Origin of the sequence: Janthinobacterium sp. NKUCC06_STL (assembly GCF_019345455.1) — a bacterium.
Taxonomy (GTDB): Bacteria; Pseudomonadota; Gammaproteobacteria; order Burkholderiales; family Burkholderiaceae_D; genus Janthinobacterium; species Janthinobacterium rivuli.
On record NZ_JAHKQY010000002.1, the window covers coordinates 540,921 to 567,457 of the forward strand.

Genomic DNA, 26,537 nt, shown 5'->3' on the forward strand with positions numbered 1-26,537 from the left:
TGTCCTCCTGCATGGTCTGGTTTGCACACGGTGGCCAGCCGCATGGGCGCCACCACCTCCTGCATATTAGGATGTCAACAACCAATCTCTTTGATCCGCCTCAATCGTGGCCAGCTTGATTTTCCGGATTCTTTCATCTGTGCGCTGGCGCGCTTTGCACTACCTTGCGCCTGCGAACAATGCCCCAAGGCTGTTATGCTAACGCACGCTATGCTTGACCACCAGAAATCTTGCATTTCAATTAAAATTGATTTTTTCGCGACAGCCTTACACGGACATGATGAATACCAAGACCCCGATCGACTCCTTCAGCTTTCGCCGCATCCTCGCCCGCAATGTGACCTTGCCGCTGGTCATCGGGGTCGTCACGGCCCTCGTGTTTGTCGGCCTGATCGCCTACCTGCTCTCGGCCCTGCGTTCGGTCGAGCATTCCGAACGGGTGATCGGCAATGCGAATGAAGTCATGAAGTTGTCGGTTGACCTGGAAACGGGCATGCGCGGCTATTTGCTGACGGGCGACGAGACGTTCCTGGCGCCGTATAAATCGGGCAAGGCGAAGATCGCCGTGGAAATGACCACCCTGCTGGATCTGGTGTCCGACAGCCCCATCCAGGTGGACCGCTTGCGCCGCATCCGCGCGCTGCAAGGCCAGTGGCTCGATTACGCGGAAGCCGTGATCGCCCAGCGCCGCAACAACCAGGAATTCCTCGCGCGCGTGCGCCAGGGCGAAGGCAAACTGGAATTTGACGAAATCCGCCGCGAATTCCTCACCTTCCTGTCCATGGAGCAGCGCTTGCGCCAGGAACGGGCCGATACGGCCGAAAGCCGCACCATGCTGGCCGTCGTCGTGTTCCTCATCCTCAGCCTGGGATTGTCGGGCCTGCTGGCCTACCTGGGACGGCGTGAACTGCTGCGCCTGTCCGACATCTACAACGATGCGCTGGAGCAGCGCGGCAAGGATAACGACGTGCTGCAGGAGCAAGCCTGGCTGCGCACGGGGCAGACGGAACTGGCGGCGCATACGAGCGGCCAGCTGGGCTTGCCGCAACTGGGACGGCATGTGCTCGATTTCCTCGCTCACCGCCTCGACGTGGCCATCGCCACCCTCTACGTCGTCGACGAAGATGGCAGGCTGCGCCGCACGGCCGTGTACGGTTTCAACGATCAGGGCGTGAAGGACAAGCAAGTCTTCAAGCTGGGCGAAGGCCTGGTGGGCGAGACGGCGCGCGAAAAGCGCCTCAAGCATGTGCAGCAAGTGCCCGAGAATTACCTGACCGTGACGTCAAGCCTGGGCCGCGGCACGCCGCTGGAACTGGTCTTGACACCAGTCAACAACGAAGGCGTCGTCAACGGCGTCATCGAACTGGGCTTTACGCATCCCGTCAGCGCCCGCGCCAAGGAATGGCTGAACCTGATTGCCGCGAATGTCGGCACCTCGCTGGAAGCGGCCCTGTACCGCCAGCGCCTGCAAAACGTGCTGGAAGAAACCCAGCAACTGAATGAAGAACTGGAAGTGCAGCAGGAAGAACTGCGCACGGCCAATGAAGAGCTGGGCGAACAGTCGCGCGTGCTGGAACAGTCGCAGGCGCACCTGGAAGAGCAAAAGGCGGCGCTGGAGCAGTCGAACGAGCAACTGGCCGTGCAGGCGCTGTCGCTGGACCAGAAAAACATGGCTATCGGCGAGGCGCACGCCCAGCTGGAAGCGCGCGCGGAAGAGCTGCAGCGAGCCAGCCGGTATAAATCCGAATTCCTGGCGAACATGTCGCATGAGCTGCGCACGCCGCTGAACAGCTCGCTGATCCTGTCCAAGCTGCTGTCGGACAACACCAGCGGCAACCTGACGCCGGAACAAGTGACGTTTGCGCAAACCATTTATTCAGCCGGCAACGATTTACTCACCCTCATCAACGATATCCTCGACATTTCCAAGGTCGAGGCAGGCAAGCTGGAATTGACGCCGGAAGCCGTGCCCTTCAACGAGCTGCTCAGCAGCATGAAGATGCTGTTCGGCGCCCAGGCGCAGCAAAAGAAACTGGTGTTTGACGTCAAGGTGGCGCCGGACGTCGCGCCGTCCTTCGTCAGCGACCGCCAGCGCCTCGAGCAAATCCTGAAAAACCTGCTGTCGAACGCCATCAAGTTCACGGATGCGGGCACCGTGTCCCTGCACGTGAGCACGGATGCGGCCGGCCAGGTACGCTTCCAGGTGCAGGATACCGGCATCGGCATCGCCGGCGACCAGCAGCACAAGATTTTCGACGCCTTCCACCAGGCCGACGGCACCACCAGCCGCCGCTACGGCGGCACGGGCTTGGGCCTGTCGATTTCGCGCGACCTGGCCGCCTTGCTGGGCGGCAGCATCGAGCTGGCCAGCACACCCGGTCAGGGCAGCACGTTTACATTGGTGCTGCCGGCCGTCATGCCGGAGCGTGAGGTGGAAGCCGCGCCTGCGCCCGCCGCCGCGCCGCAAGCGCCCGCCGCGGCCGCCGCGCCCAAGGCCGCGCCCGCCGCCAAGCCCGTGCCGCTGCCCACCTTCGAGGATGACCGCAATAGCGTGCCGGCCGTCAAGACGGGCCAGCGTTCCGTGCTGGTGATCGAGGATGAACCGTCGTTTGCCGGCATCCTGTTCGACCTCGCGCATGAAATGCAATACCGCTGCCTGGTGGCGCACGGCGCCGACGAAGGCTTGCGCCTGGCCGAGGAATTCCTGCCCGACGCCATCTTGCTCGACATGGGCTTGCCGGACCGTCCGGGCTTGCTGGTCTTGCAGCAATTGAAGGAAAACCCGCTGACGCGCCACATTCCCGTGCACATCGTGTCCGGCAACGACCAGATCCAGGAAGCCATGCAGCTGGGCGCCATCGGCTACGCCACCAAGCCGCGCACGCGCGAACAGCTGAAGGAAGTGTTCCGCAAGCTCGAATCGAAGTTTACGCAAAAAATGAAGCGCATCCTGCTGGTCGAAGACGACGAACGCCAGCGCGAAAGCGTGGTCCACCTGATCAGCGACGACGACGTGGAAATCACGGCCGTGGCCCTGGGCGAGCAAGCGCTGGAATTGCTGAAAACGCAGATTTTCGACTGCATGATCATCGACTTGAAGCTGCCCGACATCCAGGGCAACGAGTTACTGGAACGCATGGAACATGAAGAGCTGTGCTCGTTCCCGCCCGTCATCGTCTACACGGGCCGCAACCTGAGCCGCGAGGAAGAAGCGGATCTGATGAAATACTCGCGCTCGATCATCATCAAGGGCGCCCGTTCGCCCGAGCGCCTGCTCGACGAAGTCACCCTCTTCCTGCACAAGGTGGAGTCCGAACTGTCGAGCGAGCGCCAGGGCATGCTGCAGCAGGTGCGCAGCCGCGAACGCGTGTTTGAAGGGCGCAAGATTTTGCTGGTGGACGACGACGTGCGCAATATCTTTGCCCTGACGAATGCGCTGGAACAGCGAGGCGTAGTGGTGGAAATCGGCCGCAACGGCTTCGAAGCCATCAGCAAGCTCAACAGCGTGGACGATATCGACCTGGTGTTGATGGATGTCATGATGCCGGGCATGGATGGGCTGGAAGCGACGCGCTTGATCCGCGCCGATGGCCGCTACAACAAGCTGCCCATCATCGCTATCACGGCCAAGGCCATGAAGAATGACCAGGAAGAATGCCTGCAGGCGGGCGCATCCGATTACCTGGCCAAGCCGATCGACCTGGACCGCTTGTATTCGCTGCTGCGCGTGTGGATGCCGAAAATGGAACGCATCTGATGTCTCTGCGCACCACGGACGCGCAACTGCACGCGCTGATGGAAGCGATCTATCAGCGCTACAGCTATGATTTTCGCGACTACTCCTTACCCTCGCAGCGGCGCCGCCTGAGTCAGGCGCTCGAACGCTTGCATTGCGCCGACGTGCCCGCCTTGCAGCAACTGGTGCTCGACGACGCGGCCGCCTTTGGCAAGCTGCTGCAGATTTTGACCGTGCCCGTCACGCAAATGTTCCGCGACCCGGCTTTTTTCCTCGCCTTGCGCGAACAGGTCGTGCCCGTGCTGAAAACCTACCCATCGCCGACCATCTGGGTGGCCGGCTGCTGCACGGGCGAAGAGGCGCTGTCGCTGGCCATCGTGCTGCACGAGGAAGGCTTGCTCGAACGCAGCACGATTTACGCCACCGACATCAATCCGCAAGCGCTGGCCACGGCCGCGCGCGGCGTGTATCCGCTGCACCGGCTCGACGAGTACGGCGCCAACTACCTGGCCGCAGGCGGCCTGGGCCAGCTGGCCGATTACTACACGGTCGAACATGCCACTGCGCGTTTCCAGCAGCGCCTGCTCGACAGTATCAACTTTACCGACCACAGCCTGTCCACGGACAGCGTGTTTATTGAAACGCAATTGATTTTATGCCGTAACGTGCTGATTTACTTCAACAAAACCTTGCAGGAGCGGGCCCTGGGCCTGTTCCACGACTCGCTGTGCCACCGGGGTTTCCTGGGCCTGGGCAGCAAGGAAAGCACGCATTTCACCCGCTTTGCCGCCGACTTCGAGCCATTGCCGGGTCCCGAAAAGCTCTACCGCAAGCGTGCGCCCTCGCACGCCGCTTCCCACTACGCTGGACGGCAAAGCCATGCCAGGAATGAAACATGATGAATGAAACAAGTACCAAACTGCTGATCGTCGACGACTTGCCGGAAAACTTGCGCGCGCTCAATGCGCTGATCCGCGAGAGCGACCGCAGCGTCTACCAGGCATCCTCGGGCGAAGAAGCGCTGGCCCTGCTGCTGGAACACGATTTCGCGCTGGCCATCCTCGACGTGCAAATGCCGGAAATGGATGGTTTTGAACTGGCGCAATTGATGCGCGGCACGGAAAAGACGCGCCACATCCCCATCGTCTTCGTCACGGCGGCCGGCAAGGAAATGAATTTTGCCTTCCAGGGCTATGAAAGCGGCGCCGTCGACTTCCTGCACAAGCCGCTCGACATCAATGCCGTGCAAAGCAAGGTCAACGTCTTCGTGGCCCTGCACCAGCAGCGCAGCGAAACGCGGCGCCAGGTGCAGGCGCTCGAGCACAGCCGCCAGCAGCAGGAAGCGTTATTGAAGGAATTGCGCGCCACACAGGCGGAACTGCAGCGCTCGCTGCGCCTGCGCGACGAATTCATGTCCATGGTGGCGCACGAACTGCGCACGCCCCTGAACACGCTGTTTTTGGAAACGCAGATGCGCACCGTCAACCTGGAACGGGGCAACCTGGCCGCTTTCGAGCCGGAAAAGCTGGGCAAGATGGTGGCGCGCGACGGGCGGCAAATCCGCAGCATGGTGCGCCTGATCGACGACATGCTCGACGTCTCGCGCATCACCAGCGGCAAGCTGTCGATCCGCCGCGAAGCCGTCGACCTGACCAGCCTCGTGCGCCGCGTGGCGGACGACCTGGCGCCATATGCGGCCACGACGGGCAGCGTGCTGGAAGTGATGGCCTTCGAGCCCATCCAGGGTTTCTGGGATGCCTTCCGCGTCGAGCAGATCGTTGTCAACCTGATCAGCAATGCCGTGCGCTACGGCCAGGGCCAGCCCGTGGAAATCAGCCTGGCGCACACGCAGAACAGCGCCGTCATCGAAGTGCGCGACCATGGCATCGGCATCAACGCGCGCGACCAGGAACGCATTTTCGACGCCTTTGAGCGCGTCATCCACCAGGACCGCACGGGCGGCCTGGGCCTGGGCCTGTTCATCACCAAACAGCTGGTCGATGCGCACGGCGGCGCCATCACCCTGCAAAGCCAACCCGGCAATGGCGCCCTGTTCAGCGTCACCCTGCCGCTGGCCGGCAGCTGAGGCCCCCATGAGCAGCACTCCCGCTCCCCGCAGCCAGACCGGCGCCAGCGGCGTCGCCTTTTTGCTGCAACTGGAACGCCGGCTGCGCCTGCTGCAAGACACGGGCGAGATCCTGTCCCTGTCGGCGCAATTGCTGGGCCAGCGCCTGGGCGCCCAGCAAGTGGCCTGTTTCGATATCGACCAGACCCTGCAGTGCCCCACCCTGCAGCATGCCTGGAGCGATGGCCTCGCGCCGGGCGCCGCTGGCGAGTATTTCCTCGGCGATTACGCGGCCGGCCTGGCCGATGCGCTTGCCGCCGGCCAGGCGCTGGCCGTCAGCGATGTGGCCAGCGACCCGCGCACGGCCATGCCGGCCGCGCTGGCCACGTTCGCGCGCCTGGGCATCCGCGCCTTCCTGAACATTCCCATTGCCAAGGATGGCCAGCTGGCGGCCCTGTTCGTCGTGCACAGCCGCGCTGCGCGCCTGTGGCATGCGGACGAGATCGAACTGGCCGTGCAAGTGTCGGAACGGGTCTGGTCGACCATTTTGCGCGCCCGGGCGGAATCGCGTTTGCGCGCCCTGACTGCCAGCATGGAAACGCAAGTGGCCGAGCGCACGCGCGAATTCGGCCGTACCTGGAACGTCAGCCCCGATTTGCTGGGCGTGCTTAACCTCGACGGCTATTTCGAACACTCGAACCCCGCCTGGCAAGCCACCTTGGGCTGGTCCGTGGAGGAAATCCGCACGACGAAATTTTTTGAACTGATCCACCCGGACGACTTGCCGCGCACGTATGCGGCCTGGGATGCGGCCAACCAGGGCCAGCCGGCCCTGCGCTTCGAAAACCGCTACCGCCACAAGCTGGGCGGCTGGCACTGGCTGTCGTGGGTCGCCGTGCCCGAGGGCGAGAAGGTGTATTGCAGCGCGCGCGACATCACCGTGGAAAAAAAACTGGAAGCGGACCTGGCCGCGCGCAACAGCGAACGCGAGCGGCTATGGCGCAGCGCGCAAGACCTGATGGTGGCCATCGATGCCGATGGCTGCTTTGCCGCCGTCAATCCGGCCGCCGGCGCCATCCTGGGCTGGCTGCCCGAGGAAATGCTGGGCCGCAGCATCTTCGACTTCGTGCTGCCCGACGATGCCGCCGCCACGCGCCAGGCCTTGCTGCAAGTTGGCAAGGAATCCATGCCCAGCTTTGAAAACCGCTACCGGCACCGCGATGGCGGCCACCGCTGGCTGTCGTGGGTGGCGGCGCCCGAAGGCGACCTGATCTTCGCCACCGGACGCCACGTCACGGTGGAAAAAGAGGCGCAAAACACTTTGCGCAGCATGCAGGAATCATTGCGCCACAGCGAAATGGCCTTGCTGCAATCGCAAAAGCTCGAAGCGCTGGGCAAGCTGACGGGCGGCGTGGCCCATGATTTCAATAACGTGCTGCAAATTATCTCCGGCAATCTGCAATTGCTGCAGCTGGGCCTGGATGACGACCCGCTGGCTGCCAAGCGCATCGCCAGCGCCTCGGCCGCCGTGGAGCGGGGCGCCAAGCTGTCGGCCCAGCTGCTGGCGTTTGCGCGGCGACAGCCCTTGAAACCGCTGGTGACGGACCTGGCGCAGCTGCTGCGCGCGACGGAAGAACTGCTGCGGCGCGCCACCGGCGAAAGCATCGAGACGCGCTTGCTGCTGGCCGACGACTGCTGGCGCGCCCTGGTCGACCCGCACCAGCTGGAAAACGTCATTCTCAACCTGGCCATCAACGCGCGCGACGCCATGGCTGGCCAGGGCCAGCTGACTATCGAACTCAGTAACAGCGTGCTGGGCAGCGACTACACGGCCCGCCATGCGGACGTGGCGCCCGGCGACTACGTGCAACTGGCCGTCTCGGATACGGGCACGGGCATTCCCGCCGAGCTGCTGGACAAGATTTTCGAACCGTTCTTCACGACGAAGAAGGAAGGCGAAGGCACGGGGCTGGGTTTGAGCATGGCCTACGGTTTCCTGCGCCAGAGCGGCGGCCACCTGACGGTGGACAGTTTGCCGGGCCATGGCAGCACCTTCCGCATCTACCTGCCGCGCTCGCTTGAAGCGGAAACGGAGCTGCCGCTGCAGCTGGGCGGCCCCGTGCTGGGCGGCAAGGAAACCATCCTCGTCGTGGAAGACGACGTGCAGGTGCAGACGACGGTGGTGGACATGCTGCGCGGCTTGGGATACGTCGTGCTGCGCGCCAGCGATGGCGAAAGCGCGCTGGCCATCATCGGCAGCGGCGTCCCCATCGACCTGCTGTTTACGGATGTGGTGATGCCGGGCAAGGTGGCCAGCACGGCACTGGCGCGCCAGGCCCGCGTGCTGCTGCCGCAGCTGGCCGTGCTGTTTACCTCGGGCTACACGCAGGACGCCATGATGCAGGGCGGCCGCCTGGAGCCGGGCGTGGAATTGTTGAGCAAACCCTACCGGCGCGAAGACCTGGCGCGGCGCATCCGCCACTTGCTGGCCAACGGCCGCCACGTGACTGCCCTGCACCAGTACCGCGCGCAGCTGGCGCCGCCGCAACCTGCGCCGGCGCTGCCGGTAGGACGCCATATCCTCCTCGTGGAAGACAATGCCGACGCGCGCGCCATGACGGGCGAGCTGCTGGACATGCTGGGACACACGGTGCTGGCCGTGGGCACGGCCGAAGAAGCCTTGCCACTGCTGGGCACGCCGGGACTGGAACTGCTGCTGACCGATATCAGCCTGCCGCGGATGTCGGGCGCCGAGCTGGCCGAGGTTGCGGCGCGCGACTATCCGCAGCTGGAAGTGGTGTTTTCCACCGGCCACGCGCCCGCCAATTCCGGCGTGCTGGACCCGCAGGCGCGCTTCCTGGTGAAACCATTTACCGTCGAGCAATTGCAGCAAGCCTTGCTGCCGCCGCCTTAGCCGCCTAGTAAACGTCGAGCCGGCGCGCCTTCAGTGCGCCGGCCAGCTCTTCCAGGCCAAACGGCTTGCGCAGGAAACGCGCGCTGGCGTCCTGCATCAGGCTGGCGCCCCAGTCGTGCCCGGAAGCAAACACCACGTCCAGCTGCGGCCAGTGCGCGCGCGCATGGCGCGCCAGTTCCAGGCCGGACATGGTGGGCAAGCTGATGTCCGTTACCAGCACGTCCAGGCCGGGCATGGCCAGCAGTGGCAAGGCTTCTTCGGCGCTGGCCACGCCATGCACGGTGTGCCCCAGCATATTGAGCATCTCGGTGGTCATTTCGCGCGCATCGTCATTGTCTTCCACCAGCAGGATGCGCCGCCCGGACGGGTCGGGCGCGCCCACCAGGCGGCGGTCGGCCAGCACATGGCGAATGCGCCGCGCCAGGTCTTCGCGCTGGTAGGGTTTGCTCAACAATTCCACGCCCGGATCGAGCCGCCCGCCCTGCATGATGGCGTTGTGCGTATAGCCCGAGGTAAACAATACGGCCAGTTCCGGCAGCAGCAGCCTGGCCTGCTGCGCCAGTTCCTTGCTGCTGACGGGGCCAGGCATGACGACATCCGTAAACAACAGGTCGATGGCCACGCCCGTGCCCAGCAGGGCCAGGGCCGAGGCGCCATCATCCGCATGCAGCACGTCGTAGCCGAGGCCGCGCAGCATGTCGACCACCGTATGTTGAACTGGAGCATCATCTTCCACCACGAGGATGGTCTCGCTGCCGCCCAGCACGGGGCCCGTCAGGCCCGGTGGCGGTTCGGCCAGCTTTTCCAGCGAACGGGGCAGGTATATCTTGAACGTCGTGCCGGCGCCCGGCGCGCTGTGCACCTTGATGTGGCCCGCGCTCTGGCGGATGAAGCCGTAAGCCATGGACAGGCCCAGTCCCGTGCCCTCGCCTTCGCGCTTGGTGGTGAAAAACGGCTCGAAAATCTGGTCGATCACGTCGCGCTCCATGCCATGGCCCGTGTCGGTGATGGTCAGCAGCACGTATTGTCCTTCCAGCACGTCCGCATGCCGGCTGGCGTAGTCCGCATCGAGCGTGACGTTGCTCAAGGTAAAAGTGAGGCGCCCGCCCTTGTCCATCGCGTCGCGCGCATTGATGGCCATGTTCAGCAGCACGTTTTCCATCTGGTTCGGGTCGACCAGGGTATGCCACAAGCCTTCGCTGATGAAGGTTTCCTCGGCAATCGCTTCGCCCAGGGCGCGGCGGATCAGCTCGTGCATGCGGCGCAGCAAACGGCCCAGGTCCGTCACCAGCGGCCGCAAAGGTTGACGCCGGGCAAAGGCCAGCAATTGCGACGACAGCTTGGCGCCCCGTTCGACGGCCGAGGCGGCCGAAGCGAGGCGCCTGGCCGCCTGCGGATTGTCGGCCACGGTCAGCTTCAGCAACTGCAGATTACCCGAGATAATTTGCAGCACGTTGTTGAAATCGTGCGCCACGCCGCCCGTCAGCTTGCCGATCGATTCCAGCTTTTGCGCCTGCAATAAAGCTTGCTCGCTGCGCACCAGCGCCAGCCGCGCCTCTTTCTCGTCCGTGACGTCGCGGCCGATGGCGTGGATCAGCTTTTGCGCCGGCACGGCCGTCCAGGAAATCCAGCGGTAGCCGCCATCGCGGCGCCGGTAGCGGTTTTCCATGCGCAAGGTGGGTGCGCCATGAGCCAGGCGCGACAAATCCTTCAAGGCCGCCATGCGGTCGTCCGGATGCACGAGGCTGATGAAGTCCATGCCCAGCGATTCGATTTCCGGCCGTTCGAGGATCTGGCTCCAGGCGGGATTGACGGCGATGATCATGCCGGCCAGGTCGGCCACCAGCATGATGTCGGTCGACAAGCGCCACATGCGGTCGCGGTCGGCCGTGCGGTTGGCCATTTCCACTTCCAGCGAGGAATTCAGGTAAGCCATCTTTTCCAGCACGTTCTTTTGTTCCTGCACGTCCGTATTCGTGCCCACCCAGCGCAGCACCGTGCCCGCCTCGTCGAACAGCGGCAAGGCGCGCGCCAGGAACCAGCGGTAGGCGCCATCGCTGGCGCGGCGCATGCGGAACTCGTGCTCGTAGGCACTGGCGGTGGTGACGGCCCGTTCCCAGCTTTTTTGCGTGGCCTGCACATCGTCCGGATGCACGCAGTGGCGAAAACCGCTGGTGACGAGCGACTTCAGCGATTGCCCAGTGTAGTCGCAGACTTGCTCGTTGACCCAGTAGGTGGCGCCGCTGCCATGCGCCAGCCAGGCCTGGTTCGGCATGGTGGAAGCGAGTGAACGGAACTGCGCCTCGCTGTCGAGCAAGGCGTTGCGCGCCTGCCAGTGCTCGTCGATATCCTCGCACGAGCCATACCATTTCACGGGCTGGCCGCGCTCGTCTTGCCGGCAGTAGGCGCGCGAATGCACCCAGCGGTACTGGCCGTCCTGCCGGCGCACGCGCATTTCTTGGTCGAAAGGCTGGCCGCTGCCCACCGCTTCGCTCCAGGCGGCCAGGGAATGGGGCACGTCCTCGGGGTGGATGGCGTCCAGCCAGCTGGTGCCCAGGCCGATGCCGCCCGTCCATTCGCGCCAGCGCTGCGCCACATAATCGAGCTTGCCGTCGACGTCGGCCGTCCACAGCACTTGCGTGTTCAGTTCGATGGCGTAATGAAAATGTTCGCGGCTGTCGTGCAGCGCCTGTTCCAGCTGGCCCCGCTCGATCACATGCGCGGCCACGCGCGCGGCCAGCGCCAGCAATTCGATCTCGGGTTGCGTGGGATGGCATGGCGCGGGGAAAAACAGACCCAGCACGCCCAGGATATGTCCCTTGGCGCCGAAGACGGGGGAGACCCAGCAGGCCCGGTAGCCGTGCAGCATGGCTTCCTTGCGTCCCGCGCTCCAGTGCACGTCGCGCGTGATGTCACCGCAATACACGGGCGCGCCGGAAAAGGCGGCCGTGCCGAACGGGGATGGCTGCTCGCCGCCGTGTCGCAGCGCCAGGCACAGGTCTTGCGGCAGGCTGGGCGCGGACAAGCCGCAAAAGCGGTCGGCCTCGTCGATCAGCACGAGGCAGGCATGCGCGCCGCCGTCGGCCAGGTCTTGCAGCGCCAGCAACAGGTGCTCCAGTGCATGGGCCAGGTCAGCGCCGGCCGCGATGCTGCCCAGCGCACTATGCTCGGCGTCCAGCAAGGAAAGAATGTTGTTTGCGTGCACCGTGTCGATAAGGGGAAAACTGATGCCCGGAATATACCATGGGGCAACCCTCTTGCAGGAGGAAAACAGCGCACTGCTTGATCTCTGCGACCCTGCGGCCCTATGCTAAAGTGTTGCTCTCTTCTCAAGCGAATTCCAGCATGCCTACTTCCTTGCCGTCCTCCCTGATCGCCACCGCCCTGCTCGCCTCGGTCCACGGCGCCGTTGCCGCCCCCATGAGCCTGGACGACTACCTGGCCCTGAACGGCCCGCCACCCACGGCGCAGATCGCCTATGGCCCCGCGCCATCGCAGTACGCGCAGCTGTTCCGGCCCGAAGGCAGCGGGCCGTTCCCCGTCGTTGTACTCGTGCATGGCGGCTGCTGGACGGTGGCCTTCGGCGGCATCAAGCAGATGCGCAACGTGGCCGGCGCCCTCGTGGCGCAAGGCATCGCCGTGTGGAATGTGGAGTACCGGCGCGTGGACGAGCCGGGCGGCGGCTATCCGGGCATCTACGAAGACATGCACGCGGCGCTCGACAGCCTGCAGCAGCACGCACCCCAATACCAGCTGGACGTGAACCGCATCGTCGCCATGGGCCACTCGGCCGGCGGCCAGCTGGTGCAATGGATCGCCGGCCGTGAAAAACTGCCAAAGACCAGCCCCCTGTACCGCGACCAGTTCCTGCCAGTGAAAAACATCGTCAGCCTGGGCGGCCTGGCCGACCTGCGCCATGAGAAAGAACTAATCAAAACCAGCTGCGAGCGCGACATCGCCCAGCTGGCAGGCAGCGCCAGCACCGACCGCCCCGACATCTACAGCGACACCAACGCCGCCGACCTGATCCCCAACGGCAGCCGCACCGTGTTGATCACAGGCGAGCTCGACACCATCTCCCCACCCCGCGTGGCGCACGACTATGCAGCGAAAGCTGTGAAGGTCGGTGACCATGCGGAGGTGCTGATCTTGCCGGGCGCCAGTCATTATGACGAGATTGCGGCGACGTCGAATGCTTGGGGGATGATTTTGGTGGTGGTGCGGGGGATGTTGGGGATGGAGGGCGACAATAATCAATAAGGTACGCGATCAATGCATGCGAATACGCAGTTTTCGAACCGGGCAATGAAGGTGAACCATGCGGGAGGGCAACCGGTGCCTGCCGGTTGAACTGAACGGGTGCTGGATGCGACTACAAACATATTAACTACGGTTATCAACTGCTAATCAGGGAAATCAAATATGGAAAAACCACCGGTAGCAAGAAGCAAAGGTGATGTAGCAAGAGAGGTCGGACGAGCGATTGTCTCGCTCGTCCCAGCAGCAGGTGGACCGCTTCAAGTGGCGTTTGAAAATCTATTTGCGTCACCGTTGGAGAGGCGAAAGGAAGCATGGCTAGAGCAACTTGCGGAGGTCCTGACTGAAGTAGAGCGGCGCATAGAGGGTCTGACGCCGGAAAAACTAGCTTCCAACGAGGCTTTTGTTACCGTCGTAATGCAAGCATCACAGGTTGCTCTTCGAAATCATCAGAACGCAAAACTCGAAGCCCTACGTAATGCAGTTTTAAATGCAGCCCTGCCAGGTGCACCGCAGGAAGATGAGCAGTTGACATTCCTGCGGCTCATTGACCAGCTCGCGCCATGGCACTTAAGAGTACTAGCTGTTCTCGACAATCCAGAACTGTGGATGCGTAAACATGCAATTCAAAACCCAGGATGGAGCGCAGGCGGAGTTTTTACCGTCCTTGAGCACTGTGTTTCAGAATTACGTGGCCAACGCGAAATCTACGACCAAATTGTGCGCGATTTACAAGCCGATGGATTGATGGGACAAGGTCAATTCTTGCACATAATGATGACAGGAAACGGAATGATGGAGTCTCGAACAACTGAGCGAGGAAAACGATTCATTCAGTTCATATCAGCGCAGCGATAGATCTTCAAAGCGAGAAACAGATGTCTAACGCATTTTGCGCATGCGTTCCTAGACTCATGACAACGAAGTCGCATGATAATAGATGCCTCGGCGCGACTCATTGCTGCCCTAGACCTTTAACAATAAATTAGGAGTACCGCATTGACCGATTTTACATTCACAGATAATGAAGAGATTCCCTACGGATTGAAGGGGCTGAAATGCATAAACATAATTCTAGGTCGTAACGGGGCGGGGAAATCTCGTTTCCTTCGTGCCATCGACAGCCATCTGGCTGAAAATTCCAAATATCGCGTGAATTATGTTACGCCGGAAAGAACAGGAACCTTTCAACGAGACGGCAATATTGATAGCAATTCCTCAACCAATCCTAATTGGATTCGGCAAATCAGACGCGCTAATCAGGTAAATGGCAACAGCTTTAAAGCTATGTCACACCTTGCTCTACGAAATGCTGAGACAGCATACCTTCGGCGACTCCAAGATGTCGACGCCCGTGGAAAAAGCTTTCAGATCGATTGCCTTGAGCCTATCAATCGCATGTTAGGTAATGTTTTCATTGAGCAAGGCGGTAGTGATTTTCTGATTCGAACCATGAACGGAACACCCGTTGCGCCAGGAGAACTGAGTAGCGGGGAATCAGAAACGATCGCCCTTGCCTCTGAAGTGATGAGTTTCATCATGGCTGTCGACCCAAGCAAGGACAACATATTGCTCTTGGATGAGCCAGACGTACACCAGCACCCTGATTTGCAGGCGCGATTCGGGCACTACCTGCTAGAACTATTGCGCACACTGCCGAATGAAACGAGAAACCGCGTATTCATCCACATAGCAACGCACAGCACAGCGTTGGTCTGCTCGCTGGCTAACAGCCAGCTCGTTGCGGTGGGAACGAAAGAATTTGAAAATAATATTATCACTCTCGGGGCGATTTCCGACAACCTCAAGAAAGTTGCTCCATTCTTTGGGCATCCACTTTCACTAAGCCTGAGCAACGATCCCATTCTGATTTTGGAAGGAGAAGATGACGAACGAGTTTGGCAGCAAGCTGCAAGGTCTTCGTCTGGACGCATACGTGTATTTCCGGTACTGGCGCAATCCGTTGACCAGCAATCTGAGTTAGAACGATTTTGCGACAAAATGCTGGTCAATGTCTATGACAACCCCAAAGCTTATTCTTTGAGAGATGGCGATGGCGTATCAGGACAGATCCCTGCTATTGGCTGCGTCGAGCGATTCCGACTGCAGTGTTACGCCATCGAGAATGCGCTCGTAACAACTGAATGCTTAGCGAAACTCAACCTAGACTGGGCAGGTTTTCAAAAGCTTGCTAATATTTGGATCGATGAGAACTCGGGACACCAAAATATCACTCTCTTGCAGGAACTCCTAGCCGCTGATGATCGTTTAAGAAATACCAAGATCAAAAACATTCGACAACTGATAGTTGCTATTTCTGGGTCTAATAAGCCTTGGGAAGTCGTTGTCGGGCAATCCTTGTCCAGTGTAATCGGTAATACGATGCCGGCAGAAGATCCATTTTCGCTTCTGGGTTTTGTAGGAGAGGCAGCAACTAAAGGTCTCTTACAGACTGGAGTGACGCACGCCTAATATGAAGAGACTTCCATCCTTCGCGGCATTTGTGATCTTTGTCCTTCGAAAGGGCGGCGATAGAAAGAATAGGCCCCCGCCCCAAACAAAGGCTCCCCCGGCCCAGCGGGCCTGAAAAATGGCCAGGGCAAGGCGCGCGGGCGAAGACAGTACGCATGTACGGCGAGCCCAAGCAACGCAGCCATGGACATTTTCTCAGGCCCGCGGCTCTGGCCCGCCATTCAATAAAAACTCACTGAACACGCGCCAGGTACTGTGCTAGCTGGGCGAAGGTCGCCCTAAACCCCTGCGTCATCGACTCATGCCCTTCCAGGAAAGTCCGATGCTGCTCATCCGTCGCCTTGTGCGGCGTTGACCGCAAGGTCATCGTCGTCTTGCCGTTTTCCTCGGTAAGCGTCATGACATTGAACGATTCCAGCGGCCAAGTGGCGCTGACAGGGTGCTGCACGGCATTGCCCTGCTTGTCGGCAAACGACAGGATGGAAACGATACGTTCAGGTGCTTCGATAGACTGATAGGTGAACTTGCCCCACATCTCGTAGCCATTATCGGCGCGCATGCCGTAGTGGAAAACGCCGCCCGGCTGCAAGTCCAGCGCCAGCACGCTCAATTCAAAGCCGACGGGACCCCACCACTGGGCCAGACGCTCCGGCTCCACCCACGAGCGGAACACCAGTTCGCGCGGCGCGTCGAAAGTCTGTGTGATGACAAAGTCGCTGCTGTCGCGGTGCTGTCCATCCTGCTTCTGTTCTGCGGTGGTCATGCTCTCTCCTGTGTTGGTGGACTGATAGTTAATGTAGCAGTGACGCCGAAAATGGGAAAGGCCTGCACGCCATCTTGGGCGTAGGTCGGGTTAGCGCACAGCGCGTAAGCCGACACCATCAACGGACCAGGCCAACAATGGTGTCGGATTACGGCCCGGAGGGCCTAAGCCGACCTACCCGACCTACTTGGCTTTGCCAGCAGATGCCACCTGGTCGAGGATATGCTTGGGCACGGCCGCATAATGCTTGAATTCCATCGTATAGGTGGCGCGGCCCTGGGTCAGCGACCGCAAGGTGGTGGAGTAACCAAACATTTCCGCCAGCGGCACCAGGGCCTTGACGATGCGTCCCGCGCCGCCGGGGATGTCGTCGACGCCTTGCACCATGCCGCGGCGGGCCGTCAGGTCGCCCATGACGTTGCCCATGAACTCTTCCGGCGTTTCCGCCTCCACCTGCATCATCGGTTCCAGCAGCACGGGCGACGCTTTGCGCATGCCATCCTTGAAGGCGATGGAGCCGGCCATGCGGAACGCGTTTTCGTTGGAATCGACGTCGTGGTAGGAACCGAACGTCAAGGTGGCCTTCACGTCGACGACCGGGTAGCCGGCCAGCACGCCCGCCTTCAAAGTTTCGACGATGCCCTTGTCGACGGCCGGAATGAATTCGCGCGGCACCACGCCGCCCTTGATGGCGTCGACGAACTGGTAGCCTGTGCCTGGCGGCAAGGGTTCGAGTTTGAGCACCACGTGGCCGTACTGGCCCCGTCCGCCCGATTGCTTGACGAACTTGCCTTCCACGTCTTCCACCGCGCGCGTGATGGTTTCGCGGTACGCCACCTGCGGCTTGCCGACATTGGCTTCTACGCCGAATTCGCGCCGCATGCGGTCGACCAGAATTTCCAGGTGCAGCTCACCCATGCCGGACATGATGGTCTGGCCCGATTCCTCGTCCGTATGGACCCTGAACGACGGGTCTTCCTGCGCCAGGCGGTTCAGGGCGATGCCCATCTTTTCCTGGTCAGGCTTGGTCTTGGGTTCGACCGCCTGGGAGATCACAGGTTCCGGAAAAATCATCTTTTCCAGCACGATGATGTGGTCGATGGCGCACAGGGTGTCGCCCGTGGTCACGGCTTTCAGGCCCACGGCGGCGGCGATGTCGCCCGCATACACTTCCTTGATTTCCTTGCGCTCGTTCGCATGCATCTGCAGGATGCGCCCCAGCCGTTCGCGCGCGCTCTTGGTCGGGTTGTAGACCATGTCGCCCGAATTGACCACGCCCGAATACACGCGGAAGAAGGTCAGCTGCCCCACGAAGGGGTCCGTCATGATCTTGAAAGCCAGGGCGGCAAAATGCTCGTCGTCCGTCGGATGGCGCTCCACTTCGTTGTCATGCTCGTCATGGCCCATGATGGGCGGCACTTCCATCGGCGATGGCAGGTATTCGATGACGGCATCGAGCATCGCCTGCACGCCCTTGTTTTTAAAGGCGCTGCCGCACAGCATCGGCACGATTTCATTGCGGATGGTGCGCGCGCGCAAGGCTTGCTTGAGCTCGGCTTCCGTGAACGTGTCGCCATTCAGGTAGCGTTCCGTCATGTCCAGCGTGGCTTCGGCCGCGTGCTCGACCAGGTGCTCGTGCCACTCCTGCGCCTGCGCCTGTAATTCGGCGGGAATCTCGCCATAGCTGAACTGCACGCCCTGGCTGGCGTCGTCCCAGGTGATGGCGCGCATTTTCAACAGGTCGATCACGCCTGTGAAATGCTCTTCGGCGCCGATGGGCAGCTGGATGGGCACGGCCACACCCTTCAGGCGGTCGGCAATCTGTTGGCGCACGCGCAGGAAATCCGCGCCCACCCGGTCCATCTTGTTGATGAAGGCGATGCGCGGCACACGGTATTTGTTGGCTTGCCGCCAGACGGTTTCCGATTGCGGCTGTACGCCGCCGACGGCATCGTAGACCATTACGGCGCCGTCGAGCACGCGCATCGAGCGCTCGACTTCAATCGTGAAATCCACGTGGCCGGGCGTGTCGATGATGTTGATCCGGTGTTCGGGGAAGTTGCCGGCCATGCCTTTCCAGAAGGCCGTGGTGGCGGCCGAGGTGATGGTGATGCCCCGTTCCTGCTCCTGCTCCATCCAGTCCATGGTGGCGGCGCCATTGTGCACTTCGCCTATCTTGTGATTCACCCCGGTGTAGAAAAGAATGCGCTCGGTGGTGGTGGTCTTGCCGGCGTCGATATGGGCGCTGATGCCGATGTTGCGGTAGCGCTCGATAGGTGTTTTGCGGGTCATCACAATCTCCATGGCTAGCCCCGGCGCCCGGTTTTCCAGTGTAGCAGACATCGATTTTGGCGGCACGGCAGCGGGCCGTTTACCAAGCGCGCAACACTGTCCGCGCTGCGCACGTCAGGGACACGGGGCTAATTGCAGATTCGGCTATACTTCCAAGACCTTAATTTTTGAACTTTAATTCAACAAAGATTAATAAAAATCAATACGCATGGCATCCCGCCATGCAAGGCGACGCCGCCGGCAAGCAGCCCAGGTGCGCACCGAACGACATGCCCTACTCAGCTTATGACTATCCAACTAAGAAAAATAATCCTCTCTTCCCTGCTGGCATCGCCGGCGCTGGCCATGGCCGGCGAACTGGAACAGCAAATGCAGCGTTGCGCCGTGCTTGGTGACGCCAGCGCCCGCCTGGGCTGCTTCGACACCCTGGCCAAGGCGGCGGAAAAGGCCACCATCGCGGCTGGCGGCGATCCCGCCACTGCGGCCGTCACCCTGGCAGCAGCGGCCGAGGTCGCGCCCCTCACGCCAGTCAGTCCGCCGGGCGTCGCCACGCCGGACGCCGTCAACGCCGCCATTCCCGCCATCGCGCAGGCTGGCGCTGCGCCACCGGAAGCGCCGATTTCGCGCACGCAGCAATCGTGGGAACTGAACGACGCCTCGAAGCGCGGCCTGTTCAACTTCCGCCCGCACCGCGACACCTATCTGCTGCTGGCCAATTACAGCGACGCCTCGAACGACGAGCCGTTCCAGGATTTCACGCCAGGCGGCATCAAGAGTCAGCATGTGGAACTGACTTTCCAGCTGAGCTTCAAGATGAAGCTGCTGGAAGACATCGCCGGCACACCGATCGACATGTGGTTCGGCTACACGCAGCAAAGTTTCTGGCAGGCGTATAACCGCAAGGCCTCAAGCCCGTTCCGCGAGACCAATTACCAGCCGGAACTGATGCTGGTCATGCCGATCAACAAGAATTTCGCGGGCGTGGAATTCAATTACCTGAACTTCGGCCTCGTGCACCAGTCCAACGGCCAGACGTCGACCCTGTCGCGTAGCTGGAACCGCGTGTATGCCGAGCTGGGTATGGAAAAGGACAACCTGGCCGTCACGACGCGCATCTGGCACCGCCTCGACAATGGCAAGACAGACAATGACAATATCGACATCACCGATTACATGGGACATGGCGATTTGCGCGTGAGCTACCGCAACAAGGGTCACGAGTACGCCGTGACGGCGCGCCGCAATTTCAGCAAGAAGCATGGCTCCATGCAGGCCAGCTGGGCTTTCCCATTGAAGGCCAACCTGAAAGGCTATCTGCAACTGTTCTCCGGCTATGGCCAGAGCTTGATCGACTACAACTATTCGCAGAAATCGATCGGCGCCGGTTTCATGGTTGACCTGTAAGCAACGCAGTCACGCAAACAAAAATGGCGCCGAGGGCGCCATTTTTTATGGGAAATATCTGGTTTATCGCCGGCCACCGCCCAGCACGCGCGCCGGCAGCATGACGATGGCGCGCAGCAATTCGAACACGCCTTCCACGCCAATGCCGATCAAACGGAATGGCAGCAACAGCAGCCAGGCCAGCGGATACAGCACGAGCGCCAGCAAGGCCAGGGGCCAGCACACCAGCAAGAGCAGCAACCACAGCACGAATCCCAGCATCGCGTTCCCCCTAGAATGAAATGTGCGGAGCAAGCCGTGCTTGCCCCGCTACCGTGACAGCACTATAGTAAAGCGCCGCCACGGCGGCAACGGCCATGCGATGAACTGCGCGCTACGGGGATGAACGGCGCAAAAACGGGAATGAACGGCGCCTGTGGATACCTTTATTGACCGACGCAAATCACTTTCGTGATGTATTCATGCGCGTTCGGCTTCTTGCTGGTGGCCCATTTGATGGCCTGGTTGGCATCTTCGATGGTCATGATGGTGGCCTTGTCCTTGGACTTGATGAAGGACACGCCTTCAAACACGCCTTCCTTGCTGCGCATTACCTTGGCAAACACGGGTGGCCTGGTCTCGCCATCGCTGATTTTGTTCTGTTGCACGAGGTAACGCTGATCGATCTGTTCCATGATAGTAAAGCTGTCCAGTGGGTAAAAGACGAAATATACCCTGAATGGACAAACGCCGCAGGACGAAATCGCTGCGGCGTTGCCTTTGCATCAGTGACACTTACGCGTAGACGGCGTTCTGCGTGACAGGCTGCAGGTTCACGTCATAGATGACCTGGGCGCGGATCGATGCTTCCAGCGAAGGGATCGAGCCACCGGCGCGGTACTGGAAGCTCACTTGCAGTACGTCGCCCGCCTTCACGGCCACCGGCGTGGCCAGCGGCAGGCACATATAGTGGTTCAGCCAGTCGATGGTGGTCGAGCGCTCGGGCACCACGGCCAGGATATTCTTGGTGACGAAACGCAAGGCGTTCAGGGTGCCGCTGCGCTCGACGACAAACTTGCCGTCAAAGCCGAACACGCTGTCCGTCGGCTGGCTGAAGTCGATGATGCTGTAGACGGAAGGCGGCGCCAGTTCCAGCACGCCAGGGTGGATGGCCGTGGTTTCCTGGAATTGCACGATGGGCGCATAGAAACCCTCGAAATCGTATTCCTGCTGCATCGGCTGCACGGCCATGATGACGGCTTCGGGCAGGAAGATGGGCAGCGGGCCGCCAAAGCGGGCCAGGTAGCGGCGCTTGAACGATTCGATCACTTCCACCTGCTTTTCGCGCAGCATGCCGACATGGATCATTTCGCAAATGACCACATCGACAGGCTCTGGCGGCAGGTATTCGAAAGCGTCCGCATGGACGACTTCGACCTTTTCCCCGTTGGGATTGAGCGCCAGCATCTTGCGCGCTTCCTTGACCATGTCCGGATTGAACTCCACGCACCACACCTTGTCGGCGCGTGCGGCCGCAAACCACGACAGCACGCCCGTGCCGCCGCCCAGCTCCAGCACCTTCATGCCAGGCTTCACCGCGTAATCGATCGCCGACTTGAACCCGTGCATGCGGTTCTGGTCCATCAACATATTGTGGTGGTAATGGACGGGGATAAATTGCCCCAGGTAACAACTCTCGATTTCTCGTTCATTCAGCATGTCTGTCCTCTTGGAGTCTGGCTCCGATGGCCGATCAGTTTTGTCATTCCAGAAAGCAGTGATATCGCACGGGCTGCGCGAGGGGCGGCGACAATACAGCCGGCGCCTGACGGTGAGGTGATGACCCATGCGACGTATCTCCTGATTAATGCGACACGATCATTATCGTTAATCGGCAAGGAGAACAAAGGGCTGAGGTGAGAGGCAATTCCATGCCAGTTTCAGCGCTGGCATGGAAAGTATTGAAATTAAAGCATTGCTTACATGGACTTATTTACGTGCCGCGCGCGCCTTCTGTGCCGCTTCGATGATGGCGACTACACCGGGCTTGTCGCCCGCCTGGGCAAACTGCACGGCCGTCCAGCCATGGTCGCTTTTCAGGCTGGCGTCCGCGCCCCAGGACAGCAGCAGCTTGACGGCGCCCTCCTGCCCTTCGCGGGCGGCAAACATCAGCGGCGTGACGTTGGCGGGCGCGCGCGCATCGACCACGGCGTCGCGGTCGAGAAAAATCTTCATGATGGGCAAGTCGCCCGCCGAGGCCGCATAGTGCAGCGCCGTCCAGCCGCTCTGGTTGACCTTGGCGCCCTTGGCCAGCAAGGCGTTCACGGCGTCCTGCTTGTGCTTGTAGGCCGCCATCATCAGCGCCGTGTTGCCATTGGCCGAACGGGCTTCGATGTCGATGCCGGGCGCGTCAAGCAGTACCTGGAAAACCCGGTCCGCATCGTCGCGCAGGGCCAGCACCAGGGGAATGTCGCCGCGCTGCGCATCAGGCTGGTTCGGATTCACGCCGTCAAGCAGCATGCTGCGCACGCCGCTGACGTTATTCACGGACACTGCGCGGAAGAAAGCGTCCGGTTCCGGCGCCGCCTGGCTGGCGGTGGCGCAGCACAGCAGCATCGCCTGCGCGAGTTTTTTCATCATGTCTGACCTTAAGAAGTTATGGCAACTGATTGAATAACTTGAAGAAATTATCCGTCGTCTGCTTCGCCACCTGGTCCAGAGGGATACCTTTCAGGGTCGACAGGTATTCCGCCACGTGGGCCACATAGCCGGGCTCGTTCATGCGGCCGCGGAACGGCACGGGCGCCAGGTACGGCGAATCCGTCTCGATGAGGATGCGCTCAAGCGGCACTTCCAGAGCCACGGCCTGCAAATCCTTGGCACTCTTGAACGTGACGATGCCGGAAAACGAAATATAGAATCCCATGGCTATGGCGGCGCGCGCCACTTCCAGCGACTCTGTAAAGCAATGCATGACGCCGGCCACGCCGCCGTCCGACACGCCAGCGCCCTCTTCGCGCATGATGCGTATGGTGTCTTCGCTGGCCGCTCTTGTGTGAATAATCAAGGGCTTACGCGTGATTCTTGAAGCTTTGATGTGCGTGCGAAAACGCTCGCGCTGCCACTCCAGGTCGCCCGTCAGGCGGAAATAGTCGAGGCCCGTCTCGCCGATGGCGATGATCTTCGGATGGTTGGCCAGGCGCACCAGGTCTTCCACGGACGGTTCAGGCGTGTCCTCGTAATCGGGATGCACGCCGACGGAGGCGAAGATATGCGGATACTGCTCGGCCAAGGCCAGCACCTGTGGAAAGTCCGGCAAATCGACGGACACGCACAAGGCATGGGTCACCTTGTTCTCGGCCATCTTGGCGAGGATCTCGGGCATGCGAGCAGCCAGCTCGGGGAAATTGATATGGCAATGGGAATCGATATACATAAGGCGGGATTGTACCGGAGCACGGGAAAACTGGCAGGGGGAAGGAGATTGCTCAAGGTACACTACAGCTTTCACTTTCTTTGCTGGTCTGTCAGCGCGCCCGGAAACAGTTGAGAGAAACCAGATGAATCTGCTAAATCACTCGAGTCTAGTAAGGCCTAAAGAATGAGTTTTGGCTTAATAACGGTCACACACAACTGAGGGCTTGACTAAGCGCTTGTAGACTTACAGCACATGCAGCTAAAGCAGCGCCTCGAGAATTCCATTTAGCTTGAGCAGCGAAAGTAGCAGACATATCCCATCCATCGAGAGATACCCCACCCAAGTCTGGCACTTCGCCCGTTAGAATAGCGTCTTTTTTACGTTGAACAATCACCTGTTCATGAGTAACTTTTACGTTGCTAGCATATAGCCAAGCCGCTGCTGACGTAAATCCAAAACCAATTGACCCAATGGTCATAAGTGAAAGAATCCAACAGGCCATAGTTCTCTACTCCTTGCCCTTTGCCATAAAAATATGGCTGTCTATTTTGCGGTGCCGCCACAATGCGCCACTTGTGGCAACTGATCGAATGCCCTACTGCCCCTCCGGCGGCTGCCACAGCTCCACCTTGTTGCCTTCGGGATCGATGACCCAGCCGAACTGCCCATACTCGGAATCGGGCGCCTTTTCCAGCACGTTGCAGCCCTCGTCGCGCAGGGCTTGCAGCAGCGCGTCGAGATCGTCGACCCGGTAGTTGATCATGAAAGATGCCTTGCCGGGCGCGAATTGTTCGTTGTCACTGGCCGCGACGGACCAGATGGTGGTGCCGCCAGTCGGCTTGCCGTCGGCGTCTGTCCAGCTGAAAGCGGCGCCGCCCCACGGCTGCACGTCCAGGCCCAGGTGGCGCTGGTACCAGGCGCGCAGCGCGGCCGGGTCTTGCGCGTGGAAAAAGATGCCGCCGATGCCAGTGACTCGTTTCATGCCCGCCTCCGTTGCTGTCCAGTGTCCTGACTGTATCACCGGGGGCCAGGCGTGGCAAACGGGTATGCCTGGTAGGCAAAAATATTATCAAGATGTATAGTGGCTTGCCGGTGCGCAACCATGGGGTTGCATGCGGATACGTGGAGAGTGTTCATGCTGAAAGTTACCCGCCCTTTGATACTGCTGGCCTGCCTGGCCCTGAAAGCGCATGCCCAGGATAAACGCGGCGTGCCCAAGCCTGCCGCCGAGGCGGGCCTATGCCAGCCCGTCTGCGCCTCGGCGCGCCAGGAGTGCCGCGCGCAGGCGCAAGGCGCCACGGAAAACGATACCAGCCCCATCTTGTCGATGAAGCCCAGCAGCAATCCCTACGTCGCGGCCGGCAGGAATGTCGACGCACAAGCGGAGCAGCTGCGCCCCACCGAAGCCCAGGCCTTCCGCGCCCGGCGCGCCGAACGCCAGCAAGCGTGCGAAGTGCAATACCGCAGTTGCACGCGCGCCTGCGGCTAAGCCATTCCAATCAGGCCAAGAACCGTACAATCTGGATTAACTTGATAACGCAAGCGCTTGATTTTATTGGCAGCTGGATGCGTAGTCGAGCAGCATGTCTTCCAGGAACAGCTTCGGTGACAAGGGGTGCTCGGCAATCGCCCGGCGCTCATTCGCGGCCTTGATGGCGGCCATCAGCCGGCTCACGTTGATGCGTCCTGCCAAGGCTTCCAGCTCGCGCCGGTGGCGCGGGTAGTAGCGGATGGTGCCGGATAGCTTGACGGAAAACACGTCGTACAGCCAGCGCTGCAATGACGCAACCAGCGGCGCCAGCGGCGCCTTCTGCAATTTATCGGCTGCCTTCAGGGCCGCTTCCACGCCGGGATTGGCCAGCACTTGCAGCAACTGTTCCGTTTCTTCGCGGCCGCCCGATTCGGACTGTGCCAGCGCGGCCAGCGGCGCGCCGCCCTGCTCGCGCAGCCAGCTGTCCGCATCGTTCAAGCCTTGTTGCTTGAGCCACGTCAAGGCTTGCTCGTGGCTGGGCATGGGCAAGGCGAATTTGCGGCAGCGCGACAAGATCGTCGGCAGCAAGCGGTCCAGGCTGTTCGAGGCCAGCAGGAACAAAGTGCCCGGCGGCGGCTCTTCCAGGGTTTTCAGCAAGGCGTTCGAGGCGGGCGTGTTCAGCGCCTCGGCCGGGTACAACACCACCACGCGCAAGCCTTGCCGGTGCGTGGAAATGTTCATGAAGTCGGCCAGATTGCGGATCTGCTCGATCTTGATGTCTTTCGACGGCGTCTTGGTCTTGGCACTTTTCTTCGCGCCTTCGCCCTCTTCGCCGTCGTCCGCCACCTCGTCTTCCAGCGCTTCCGGACGGACCCGGCGGTAATCGGGATGGTTGCCCTGGCTAAACCAGCCGCACGAGGCGCAGGCGCCGCAGGCATGGCCATCGGCGCGCACGTCTTCGCACAGCAAAGCCTGCGCGAAATGCTCGATGAAGTCGGCCTTGCCGATGCCTTGCGCGCCATGGAACAGGATGGCGTGCGGCATGCGCGGGCGCAGGGCTTGCAATTGCTGCCAGGCGTCCTGTTGCCACGGATAGAGAGTACTGGTCATTTTATTCTTTTAAATCAGAGTATTACGGGGCTTTGCTCGAGCAAAACATCCAGCAGTTTTGCCAGTTGCACTTGAATATCGGCAATGCTTTGCGTGGAATCGATGATGCGGAAACGCCCGGGGAACTGGGCTGCGCGGCGCAGGTACTCGTTGCGCGTGGCGGCAAAGAAGTCGGCCTGCTCCTGCTCAAACTTGTCGAGCGCGCGCGTGGCATCCAGGCGGGCTCTGGCCACGGCCAGCGGCACGTCGAACAAAAACGTCAGGTCCGGCTGCAAGTGCGGGTGCACCCATGCTTCCAGCGCTTCCATCTTGCGCAAGTCCATGCCGCGTCCGCCGCCTTGGTAGGCAAAGCTGGCATCGCTAAAGCGGTCGGAAATGACCCACTCGCCCCGTTCCAGGGCGGGTGCGATGACTTGCGCGATGTGTTCGCGGCGGCTGGCGAACATCAGCAAGGCTTCCGTTTCCAGATGCATTTTTTCATGCAGCAGCAGTTCGCGCAGCTTTTCGCCCAGGCTGGTGCCGCCCGGTTCGCGCGATGAAACGAGGCTCACGCCCCGCTGCTGCAGGTAGTCGGTCACAAAGCCGATATGCGTCGACTTGCCCGCGCCATCGATGCCTTCGAAGGTGATGAAGCGGGGTTGATAGTGTTGTGTCAT

The 26,537-nt window shown here is 61.0% G+C and carries 21 protein-coding genes; 9 read left to right on the plus strand and 12 right to left on the minus strand.

All coding sequences use genetic code 11. The features are described from left to right. Positions 1–280: 280 nt before the first annotated feature. The 4 genes from KO539_RS11415 to KO539_RS11430 are packed head-to-tail and all read left to right on the plus strand — an operon-like array spanning position 281 to position 8,715. Positions 281–3,757, plus strand: coding sequence for a response regulator (locus KO539_RS11415; RefSeq protein ID WP_219309308.1), 3,477 nt, complete (start codon positions 281–283; stop codon positions 3,755–3,757). After that, the gene (locus tag KO539_RS11420; protein ID WP_219309310.1) at positions 3,757–4,635 is read left to right on the plus strand and encodes a protein-glutamate O-methyltransferase CheR; all 879 of its coding nucleotides are present in this window, start codon (positions 3,757–3,759) and stop codon (positions 4,633–4,635) included. The genes KO539_RS11415 and KO539_RS11420 overlap by 1 nt, the downstream gene beginning before the upstream one ends. After that, entirely contained in the window at positions 4,632–5,822 is a 1,191-nt protein-coding gene (locus tag KO539_RS11425; protein WP_225241362.1) for a hybrid sensor histidine kinase/response regulator, read from the plus strand. Before KO539_RS11420 ends, KO539_RS11425 begins: the two co-directional genes overlap by 4 nt. Positions 5,823–5,829: 7 nt before the next feature. Then, positions 5,830–8,715 (plus strand): PAS domain-containing protein, encoded by a 2,886-nt coding sequence (locus KO539_RS11430; protein WP_219309312.1) that lies wholly within the window; start codon positions 5,830–5,832, stop codon positions 8,713–8,715. Positions 8,716–8,719: 4 nt separating this feature from the next. Here the strand turns inward: KO539_RS11430 and KO539_RS11435 are convergent, their stop codons facing one another. Next, positions 8,720–11,920, minus strand: a complete 3,201-nt coding sequence (locus tag KO539_RS11435; protein WP_374106389.1) for a PAS domain-containing protein — start codon at positions 11,918–11,920, stop codon at positions 8,720–8,722. 140 nt (positions 11,921–12,060) lie between these two features. Here KO539_RS11435 and KO539_RS11440 point away from each other — a divergent pair, with 140 nt between their 5' ends. The 3 genes from KO539_RS11440 (at position 12,061) to KO539_RS11450 (ending at position 15,444) form a co-directional block, all read left to right on the plus strand. Further along, positions 12,061–12,975 (plus strand): alpha/beta hydrolase, encoded by a 915-nt coding sequence (locus tag KO539_RS11440; RefSeq protein WP_219309314.1) that lies wholly within the window; start codon positions 12,061–12,063, stop codon positions 12,973–12,975. A gap of 162 nt (positions 12,976–13,137) precedes the next feature. Further along, positions 13,138–13,830, plus strand: coding sequence for a hypothetical protein (locus KO539_RS11445; protein ID WP_176389083.1), 693 nt, complete (start codon positions 13,138–13,140; stop codon positions 13,828–13,830). A 141-nt stretch (positions 13,831–13,971) separates the two neighbouring features. Continuing rightward, a complete protein-coding gene (locus KO539_RS11450) occupies positions 13,972–15,444 on the plus strand; it encodes an AAA family ATPase (RefSeq protein WP_219309316.1) in 1,473 nt (490 codons plus the stop codon). Positions 15,445–15,676: 232 nt separating this feature from the next. On the opposite strand, the gene KO539_RS11455 is transcribed toward KO539_RS11450, so the two are convergent. Together KO539_RS11455 and fusA are read right to left on the minus strand one after the other, a co-directional pair. Then, complete coding sequence (locus KO539_RS11455) at positions 15,677–16,207, minus strand: SRPBCC domain-containing protein (RefSeq protein WP_219309318.1); 531 nt, start codon at positions 16,205–16,207, stop codon at positions 15,677–15,679. Between the two features lie 183 nt (positions 16,208–16,390). Further along, the gene (gene fusA, locus KO539_RS11460; RefSeq protein WP_219309320.1) at positions 16,391–18,499 is read right to left on the minus strand and encodes an elongation factor G; all 2,109 of its coding nucleotides are present in this window, start codon (positions 18,497–18,499) and stop codon (positions 16,391–16,393) included. 285 nt (positions 18,500–18,784) lie between these two features. Here fusA and KO539_RS11465 point away from each other — a divergent pair, with 285 nt between their 5' ends. Next, positions 18,785–19,903 carry a phospholipase A gene (locus KO539_RS11465; RefSeq protein ID WP_307789086.1) on the plus strand — a complete coding sequence of 373 codons (1,119 nt, stop codon included), beginning with the start codon at positions 18,785–18,787 and terminating at the stop codon, positions 19,901–19,903. Positions 19,904–19,966: 63 nt separating this feature from the next. On the opposite strand, the gene KO539_RS11470 is transcribed toward KO539_RS11465, so the two are convergent. The 7 genes from KO539_RS11470 to KO539_RS11500 all read right to left on the minus strand — a co-directional run bounded on the left by KO539_RS11470 (position 19,967) and on the right by KO539_RS11500 (position 24,282). Further along, entirely contained in the window at positions 19,967–20,164 is a 198-nt protein-coding gene (locus tag KO539_RS11470) for a hypothetical protein (protein WP_034784591.1), read from the minus strand. A gap of 164 nt (positions 20,165–20,328) precedes the next feature. After that, positions 20,329–20,577, minus strand: coding sequence for a hypothetical protein (locus tag KO539_RS11475; RefSeq protein ID WP_035819046.1), 249 nt, complete (start codon positions 20,575–20,577; stop codon positions 20,329–20,331). 100 nt (positions 20,578–20,677) lie between these two features. Beyond that, positions 20,678–21,601, minus strand: coding sequence for a methyltransferase domain-containing protein (locus KO539_RS11480; protein WP_219309322.1), 924 nt, complete (start codon positions 21,599–21,601; stop codon positions 20,678–20,680). Between the two features lie 270 nt (positions 21,602–21,871). After that, on the minus strand, positions 21,872–22,522 hold the full coding sequence (locus KO539_RS11485; protein WP_219309324.1) for an ankyrin repeat domain-containing protein: 651 nt from the start codon (positions 22,520–22,522) through the stop codon (positions 21,872–21,874). Between the two features lie 16 nt (positions 22,523–22,538). Next, positions 22,539–23,318, minus strand: a complete 780-nt coding sequence (locus tag KO539_RS11490) for a TatD family hydrolase (protein WP_219309325.1) — start codon at positions 23,316–23,318, stop codon at positions 22,539–22,541. Between the two features lie 187 nt (positions 23,319–23,505). Continuing rightward, positions 23,506–23,802, minus strand: a complete 297-nt coding sequence (locus tag KO539_RS11495; RefSeq protein WP_219309327.1) for a hypothetical protein — start codon at positions 23,800–23,802, stop codon at positions 23,506–23,508. 93 nt (positions 23,803–23,895) lie between these two features. After that, complete coding sequence (locus KO539_RS11500; RefSeq protein WP_219309329.1) at positions 23,896–24,282, minus strand: VOC family protein; 387 nt, start codon at positions 24,280–24,282, stop codon at positions 23,896–23,898. Positions 24,283–24,435: 153 nt separating this feature from the next. Between KO539_RS11500 and KO539_RS11505 the strand changes: the two genes are divergently transcribed. Beyond that, entirely contained in the window at positions 24,436–24,789 is a 354-nt protein-coding gene (locus KO539_RS11505) for a hypothetical protein (RefSeq protein WP_219309331.1), read from the plus strand. Between the two features lie 63 nt (positions 24,790–24,852). On the opposite strand, the gene KO539_RS11510 is transcribed toward KO539_RS11505, so the two are convergent. Together KO539_RS11510 and tmk are read right to left on the minus strand one after the other, a co-directional pair. Further along, positions 24,853–25,881 (minus strand): DNA polymerase III subunit delta', encoded by a 1,029-nt coding sequence (locus KO539_RS11510; RefSeq protein ID WP_219309333.1) that lies wholly within the window; start codon positions 25,879–25,881, stop codon positions 24,853–24,855. Between the two features lie 14 nt (positions 25,882–25,895). Next, complete coding sequence (gene tmk / locus KO539_RS11515; protein WP_219309335.1) at positions 25,896–26,537, minus strand: dTMP kinase; 642 nt, start codon at positions 26,535–26,537, stop codon at positions 25,896–25,898.

Bases quoted from the DNA above. Each gene is read 5' to 3' on its own strand.
- KO539_RS11415 (WP_219309308.1), top strand. From the start codon at position 281: ATGAATACCAAGACCCCGATCGACTCCTTCAGCTTTCGCCGCATCCTC.
- KO539_RS11420 (WP_219309310.1), top strand. From the start codon at position 3,757: ATGTCTCTGCGCACCACGGACGCGCAACTGCACGCGCTGATGGAAGCG.
- KO539_RS11425 (WP_225241362.1), top strand. From the start codon at position 4,632: ATGATGAATGAAACAAGTACCAAACTGCTGATCGTCGACGACTTGCCG.
- KO539_RS11430 (WP_219309312.1), top strand. From the start codon at position 5,830: ATGAGCAGCACTCCCGCTCCCCGCAGCCAGACCGGCGCCAGCGGCGTC.
- KO539_RS11440 (WP_219309314.1), top strand. From the start codon at position 12,061: ATGCCTACTTCCTTGCCGTCCTCCCTGATCGCCACCGCCCTGCTCGCC.
- KO539_RS11445 (WP_176389083.1), top strand. From the start codon at position 13,138: ATGGAAAAACCACCGGTAGCAAGAAGCAAAGGTGATGTAGCAAGAGAG.
- KO539_RS11455 (WP_219309318.1), bottom strand. From the start codon at position 16,207: ATGACCACCGCAGAACAGAAGCAGGATGGACAGCACCGCGACAGCAGC.
- fusA (WP_219309320.1), bottom strand. From the start codon at position 18,499: ATGACCCGCAAAACACCTATCGAGCGCTACCGCAACATCGGCATCAGC.
- KO539_RS11465 (WP_307789086.1), top strand. From the start codon at position 18,785: ATGACTATCCAACTAAGAAAAATAATCCTCTCTTCCCTGCTGGCATCG.
- KO539_RS11470 (WP_034784591.1), bottom strand. From the start codon at position 20,164: ATGCTGGGATTCGTGCTGTGGTTGCTGCTCTTGCTGGTGTGCTGGCCC.
- KO539_RS11475 (WP_035819046.1), bottom strand. From the start codon at position 20,577: ATGGAACAGATCGATCAGCGTTACCTCGTGCAACAGAACAAAATCAGC.
- KO539_RS11480 (WP_219309322.1), bottom strand. From the start codon at position 21,601: ATGCTGAATGAACGAGAAATCGAGAGTTGTTACCTGGGGCAATTTATC.
- KO539_RS11485 (WP_219309324.1), bottom strand. From the start codon at position 22,522: ATGATGAAAAAACTCGCGCAGGCGATGCTGCTGTGCTGCGCCACCGCC.
- KO539_RS11490 (WP_219309325.1), bottom strand. From the start codon at position 23,318: ATGTATATCGATTCCCATTGCCATATCAATTTCCCCGAGCTGGCTGCT.
- KO539_RS11495 (WP_219309327.1), bottom strand. From the start codon at position 23,802: ATGGCCTGTTGGATTCTTTCACTTATGACCATTGGGTCAATTGGTTTT.
- KO539_RS11500 (WP_219309329.1), bottom strand. From the start codon at position 24,282: ATGAAACGAGTCACTGGCATCGGCGGCATCTTTTTCCACGCGCAAGAC.
- KO539_RS11505 (WP_219309331.1), top strand. From the start codon at position 24,436: ATGCTGAAAGTTACCCGCCCTTTGATACTGCTGGCCTGCCTGGCCCTG.
- KO539_RS11510 (WP_219309333.1), bottom strand. From the start codon at position 25,881: ATGACCAGTACTCTCTATCCGTGGCAACAGGACGCCTGGCAGCAATTG.
- tmk (WP_219309335.1), bottom strand. From the start codon at position 26,537: ATGACACAACACTATCAACCCCGCTTCATCACCTTCGAAGGCATCGAT.